The sequence below is a fragment of the Pseudomonas sp. NPDC079367 genome, from assembly GCF_044542195.1.
Lineage (GTDB): Bacteria > Pseudomonadota > Gammaproteobacteria > Pseudomonadales > Pseudomonadaceae > Aquipseudomonas.
In genome coordinates, this window is the sequence record NZ_JBITTW010000002.1 from 20,867 (window position 1) to 26,824 (window position 5,958).

Consider the following 5,958-nt stretch of genomic DNA (forward strand, 5'->3'; position numbering starts at 1 on the left):
AACGAGACCGGTGCTGCCTCCGATGATGACAAGGCCGTGCCTGAGCTGGGCGTCAATCTGAACGTTAACGGGATTCGTGTTCCTACGCCAAACGTGTCGATGGCCATTCTCAACCTGAACCTTGAGAAAGCCGCCACCCGTGAAGAGATGAACGAGTACCTGCGCTACATGGCGCTGCACTCCGATCTGCACAAGCAAATCGACTTCGTCAATTCGCAGGAAGTGGTGTCGACTGACTTCGTTGGCTCGCGTCACGCCGGTGTAGTCGACGCTGAAGCCACCATCGTGCAAGACAACCGCGTTGTGCTGTACGTCTGGTACGACAACGAGTTCGGTTACAGCTGCCAGGTGGTTCGCGTGATGGAAGACATGGCTGATGTGAATCCGCCAGCGTTCCCACGCTAAGCCTTAGCAAAATGAAAACGCCCCGACCTGTGTCGGGGCGTTTTTGTTTGTGGAGTGATCGTTCCCACGCTCTGCGTGGGAATGCAGCCCGGGACGCTCTGCGTCCCATTGGAACGCGGAGCGTCCCTTGAAGCATTCCCACGCAGAGCGTGGGAACGATCGCGCTGGCGGGTGCGATCTAACTAACGCCGCCGGCCACAGCGGCTTGCGCCGTGCGCAACTCATGCCGGTTGCCACGGAACAACACCAGCGTTGCAATCAACCCCAATACCGCTGCGCCACTGAGCCAGATCCCCGGTGCAGCCTTGTTGTCCAGCACATGAATCAGATAGGTACACGCCGCCGGCGTAAACCCGCCGAACGTCGCCGTTGCCAGGCTGTAGGCCAGCGAGAAGCCGGTGGTGCGCACTTCCACCGGCATGATTTCGGTCAGCGCCACAACCATCGCGCCGTTGTACGAGCCGTAAAGGAACGACAGCCACAATTCGACAACCAGCAAATGGCTGAAGCTCGGATTCGCCACCAGCCACGACAGCGCCGGATACGCCGTCAGGATCGCCATAATCGTCGCTGCCAGCAGTAAGGGTTTTCGCCCGATCTTGTCTGACACGGCGCCCATCACCGGTAGCCAGAAGAAATTCGACAAGCCGATGCACACCGTCACCAGCAATGCATCGAGATCGGACAGGTGCAACTCAGCCTTGCCGAAGGTCGGGGTGTAAGCGGTGATCAGATAGAACGACACCGTGGTCATCACCACCAGCGCCATGCCGGCAATGACAATGCCAAAGTTCTGGCCGATCGAGCGGACGATCTCGCCGAGGGTAGGGCGGTGGGTGCGCGCCTGGAATTCCGGGGTTTCCTCCAGCGAGCGGCGGATAAAGAAAATCACCGGCACGATCATGCAGCCGATCAGGAATGGCACACGCCAGCCCCATTCGCCCATTTGCTCCGGACTCAGCCAATGGTTGAGACCGACGCCAAGGAGACCGGCGAAGACGACCGCAGCCTGCTGGCTGGCGGACTGCCAGCTGACAAAGAACCCTTTGCGACCGGGCGTAGAGATCTCCGCCAGATAAACCGACACGCCGCCCAATTCCACGCCGGCCGAGAAACCTTGCAACAGGCGGCCGAACAACACCAGCAGCGGTGCGGCGACGCCGAGCGTCGCGTAGCCGGGCACGCAGGCAATCAGCACTGTACCGGCGGCCATCATCGCCAAGGTGATAATGAGCCCTTTGCGTCGACCGTGACGGTCGATGTAGGCGCCGAGGAAAATCGCCCCGAGCGGACGCATCAGGAAGCCGGCACCGAAGGTCGCCAGCGACAGCATCAGTGAAGCGAACGCGCTGTCCGTGGGGAAGAAGGTTTTAGCGATGGCCGTGGCGTAGAAGCCGTAGACCATGAAGTCGAACATTTCGAGGAAGTTGCCGCTGACAACACGAAAGATCGCTTTGCCTTTGCCCGTGGTGGAGGACATGGGAGGTACTCACTGTTCAATTTTGTATAAAGGCGTTGCAGCCATGGGGAAGCGAGCGGGCGCTTGTAGTTCATAATGGCCGCCGTGGTTTTGCCGGGAGATGAAGAATTGTTAACTGGACGCTGGTGGGGGCCTGTGGTGTTGGCGGTGGCAATCGGCGGCTGCGGCAGCGGCGATTCCCTGGAACAGGTTGGCGGTTCGACCATGGGCAGCACCTGGTCGGTCAAGTACGTGCGCCACGCCGGGGGCGCCGATCCTTCAATGGTGCGCGGCGAAGTGGAGGCCATCCTTGGTGAAGTCGATCAACAGCTGTCGACTTACCGAAGTGACTCCGCCATCGAACGTTTCAACGCCTTGCCCGCCGATAGCTGCCAAGCCATGCCGGCAGCAGTGCTCGAATTGGTCCGCATCGGCGAACAGCTTTCAACGCAAAGCGAAGGCTCCTACGACCTGACCGTGGAACCGCTGCTGGACCTCTGGGGATTTGGCCCGCAAGGACGCGAAGAAAAAGTCCCCGATGCGGCCGCTCTGGCCGAAGTCATGCAGCGGGTCGGCCATCAACACCTGCGCATTGACGGTGACCATTTGTGCAAGGATGCCGCCGTCGCAGTCGACTTCAACAGCATCGCAGCCGGTTATGCCGTGGATGTCATCGCGGTCAGATTGCAGCACATGGGCATCGACAATTATCTGGTCGAAGCCACGGGAGAGCTCAAAGCCAAGGGCAAGAAGCCTGACGGCTCAGCATGGCGCATCGCTCTCGAAGAACCCCGGGATGACCAGCAAGTGGCCGAGCGGATTATCGATGTCGATGGCTATGGTGTTTCCACTTCTGGTGACTATCGCCACTATTTTCTGCAAGACGGCCGGCGTTATTCCCACACCTTCGATGCACGTAGCGGGCGGCCGGTCCTACACGACCTGGCGTCAGTCACGGTGATTCATCCTTCAGCGTTGATGGCCGATGGACTATCGACGCTGTTGCTGATTCTCGGGCCGGAAAGGGCGCGGGACTATGCCCAAAAGCATGGCATTGCTGCATTCTTTGTCCTGCGTGCCGATACAGGTTTCGACACCCGCAGCAGTCAGGCATTTACGCAGCTTGTCGGTGAAAAAAACTGACCGAAGACAAGACGAAAGCTGGCGTTGTAGTGCAGGCAAAAGTAGCCTACGACGCGACCAAGGGTTAATGTGCGCGGCGTTGACGCTTCTATAGACTGTGTCCGGGTTCTTCACTGGCCCCCAATTGTTCCTTCGCGCCGCCGTTCGGCGTGATTTAGCCGCCGGTGCTGTTGGCACCGCGGCCTGTTCTGAGGAGTACGCATGGCTGTCTACAACTACGACGTGGTGGTACTGGGTTCCGGCCCGGCGGGAGAAGGCGCGGCAATGAACGCCGCCAAAGCGGGGCGCAAGGTCGCGATGGTCGATAGCCGTCGTCAGGTCGGCGGCAACTGCACCCACCTCGGCACCATCCCGTCCAAGGCACTGCGTCACTCGGTGCGGCAGATCATGCAGTTCAACACCAACCCGATGTTCCGCGCGATCGGCGAGCCACGCTGGTTCTCCTTCCCGGACGTGTTGAAAAGCGCCGAAAAAGTCATTTCCAAACAAGTCGCCTCGCGCACCGGCTACTACGCCCGTAACCGCGTCGACGTGTTCTTCGGTACCGGCAGCTTCGCCGACGAGCAAACCATCGAAGTGGTCTGCGGCAACGGCGTTGTCGAGAAGCTGGTGGCCAAGCACATCATCATCGCCACCGGTTCGCGTCCGTATCGCCCGGCGGACATCGATTTCCACCACCCGCGTATCTACGATAGCGACACCATCCTCAGCCTCGGCCACACCCCGCGCAAACTGATCGTTTACGGCGCTGGTGTGATCGGTTGCGAATACGCGTCGATCTTCAGCGGTCTGGGTGTGCTGGTCGAACTGGTCGACAACCGTGGCCAGTTGCTGAGCTTCCTCGACTCGGAAATTTCCCAGGCGCTGAGCTACCACTTCAGCAACAACAACATCACCGTGCGTCACAACGAGGAGTACGACCGCGTCGAAGGTGTGGACAACGGGGTGATCCTGCACCTGAAGTCCGGCAAGAAGATCAAGGCCGACGCCTTGCTCTGGTGCAACGGCCGTACTGGCAACACCGACACGCTGGGGCTGGAAAACATCGGGGTCAAGGTCAACAGCCGTGGCCAGATCGAAGTCGACCAGAACTACCGCACCTGCATAGAGAACATCTACGGCGCCGGTGACGTGATCGGCTGGCCGAGCCTGGCCAGTGCCGCCCACGACCAGGGCCGTTCGGCCGCTGGCAGCATCGTCGACAATGGCAGCTGGCGCTTCGTCAATGACGTGCAGACCGGCATCTACACCATTCCGGAGATCAGCTCGATCGGCAAGAACGAGCAGGAGCTGACCCAGGCCAAAGTGCCGTACGAAGTCGGCAAGGCGTTCTTCAAGAGCATGGCGCGTGCACAGATCGCCGGTGAGCCGCAGGGCATGCTGAAGATTCTCTTCCACCGCGACACGCTGGAAGTGCTCGGCGTGCACTGCTTCGGTTATCAGGCGTCGGAGATCGTTCACATCGGTCAGGCGATCATGAACCAGCCGGGCGAGCTGAACACCCTGAAGTATTTCGTCAACACCACGTTCAACTACCCGACCATGGCCGAAGCCTATCGGGTAGCGGCGTACGACGGCCTCAACCGGCTTTTTTGACGGGCTCCGGCCGGTGGCCTGAGCCGGCCGGGGAGACCGATTTCAGCAATTCTCAAGGGTGGCAGTGGCCAAACCGGGAAAGTCTGTAATCAGGCTGTCAACGCCGAAGTCGGCGAGTCTGCGCATCAGTGCAGGCTCGTTGACGGTCCACACCGACACATGCAGGCCCTGACGTTGCGCTTTTTGCAGGCGTTCCGGCGTACACAGCGTCCAGTTCAACGCGAGAATCTCGCAACCGTAACTGGCCGCAACCTTCAATGGATCAAGCCAGGCGTACTCGGCCACCAGGCCACGCGACACGTCCGGCACCAGATCCAGCGCTGCCTTCAAGACTTCCCGCGAACTCGAGGTGATCGTGACCTTGTCGAGCAGGCCATGGCGCTGAGCCATTTCCCGAATCGCCAGCACGGTAGTTGCCGCGCGGGTGCGTGAAGCGCTTTTGACTTCCAGCTGCCAGTGCTCGAAATCACACTTCTCGAACAACTCTTCCAGCGTCGGAATCGGGCACGGCTTGATCCAGCCCGGGCCACCCTTGCGCGCGTCGTAGGTCACCAGTTCGGCGGCGGTGTGCTCGACGACTTTGCCGCGGCGCTCGGTGGTGCGCTTGAGCGTCGGGTCGTGAATGACCATCAGTTCACCGTCCTTGGAGAGGTGCAGATCCAGTTCGCAGCGGCGCACGCCGTGCTTGAGGCATTCCTGAAAGCTGCTCAGGGTGTTTTCCGGTGCTTCGCCCTTGGCGCCGCGGTGGCCGTAGATGAGGGTCACGGTGCTTCCTTAAGTTAAATGCCAGAGTCGTTCTGTTCGCGGGCCAGACGGCGTTCCTGGGCCTGCTTTTGCAAGATGTAGCGCGCGAGCAACTGGCGCTGGGCATCGGTCGGGCGCTCGAACTCGGTGCCGACGTCATAGCCATCGCCCTTCGGATCGCAATGGGTAACCCGGGCGCGCAACAGCAGGCCCAAGGCTTGCGGCATCAGCACCAGTTTCACCGACAGGTGCGCGCCGGTGGCAATCGGGGTCGGGTACTGAAAATCGATTCCGCCCTCGGAGATGATTACCGGTTGCGGCTCGCCGATGTGGCCGAGCACGGTCAGGGCGACCACCTGGCTGAGCAGGTCGATGCGTTTGTTCTGCGATTTGAGGAACGCAGCGATGGCGCGGTCGCGCTCGCTGATCTGGCGCAGCAGGTGCTGCGACTCGAATTCGCTCAGGTGTAATTCGCTGAGCAGGTTGAAGAGTGGGGAAGCATCCTGCAACACTTCCTCGCCTGCGGCTTCGGGAGCGGACAGGGGCCGAATTTCCAGTGCGATCATGTCCTCGATACGGTAGTATTCGCGGCGATCTTCTTCATCTAATGT

At 60.4% G+C, this 5,958-nt stretch carries 5 protein-coding genes and 1 pseudogene; 3 read left to right on the plus strand and 3 right to left on the minus strand.

From position 1 onward, the window contains the following. Positions 1-405, plus strand: a pseudogene (locus ACIGDJ_RS04800) (glyceraldehyde-3-phosphate dehydrogenase); the annotation flags it as partial. A gap of 178 nt (positions 406-583) precedes the next feature. Here the strand turns inward: ACIGDJ_RS04800 and ACIGDJ_RS04805 are convergent. Beyond that, positions 584-1,885: an MFS transporter gene (locus ACIGDJ_RS04805; RefSeq protein ID WP_397480139.1), complete on the minus strand. Its 1,302-nt coding sequence runs from the start codon at positions 1,883-1,885 to the stop codon at positions 584-586. 75 nt (positions 1,886-1,960) lie between these two features. Between ACIGDJ_RS04805 and ACIGDJ_RS04810 the strand changes: the two genes are divergently transcribed. Then, positions 1,961-3,007, plus strand: coding sequence for an FAD:protein FMN transferase (locus ACIGDJ_RS04810; RefSeq protein ID WP_313005759.1), 1,047 nt, complete (start codon positions 1,961-1,963; stop codon positions 3,005-3,007). A gap of 201 nt (positions 3,008-3,208) precedes the next feature. Continuing rightward, a complete protein-coding gene (sthA, locus tag ACIGDJ_RS04815; RefSeq protein WP_397504517.1) occupies positions 3,209-4,603 on the plus strand; it encodes a Si-specific NAD(P)(+) transhydrogenase in 1,395 nt (464 codons plus the stop codon). A gap of 42 nt (positions 4,604-4,645) precedes the next feature. On the opposite strand, the gene ACIGDJ_RS04820 is transcribed toward sthA, so the two are convergent. Together ACIGDJ_RS04820 and ACIGDJ_RS04825 are read right to left on the minus strand one after the other, a co-directional pair. Continuing rightward, on the minus strand, positions 4,646-5,368 hold the full coding sequence (locus ACIGDJ_RS04820) for a glycerophosphodiester phosphodiesterase (protein ID WP_007910500.1): 723 nt from the start codon (positions 5,366-5,368) through the stop codon (positions 4,646-4,648). Positions 5,369-5,382: 14 nt separating this feature from the next. Then, positions 5,383-5,958: PilZ domain-containing protein (locus ACIGDJ_RS04825; RefSeq protein ID WP_397504518.1), on the minus strand; the 576-nt coding region annotated here is incomplete at its 5' end.

Excerpts from the sequence above, each read along its gene's own strand:
- ACIGDJ_RS04805 (WP_397480139.1), bottom strand. The coding sequence starts at position 1,885 with ATGTCCTCCACCACGGGCAAAGGCAAAGCGATCTTTCGTGTTGTCAGC.
- ACIGDJ_RS04810 (WP_313005759.1), top strand. The coding sequence starts at position 1,961 with ATGGCCGCCGTGGTTTTGCCGGGAGATGAAGAATTGTTAACTGGACGC.
- sthA (WP_397504517.1), top strand. The coding sequence starts at position 3,209 with ATGGCTGTCTACAACTACGACGTGGTGGTACTGGGTTCCGGCCCGGCG.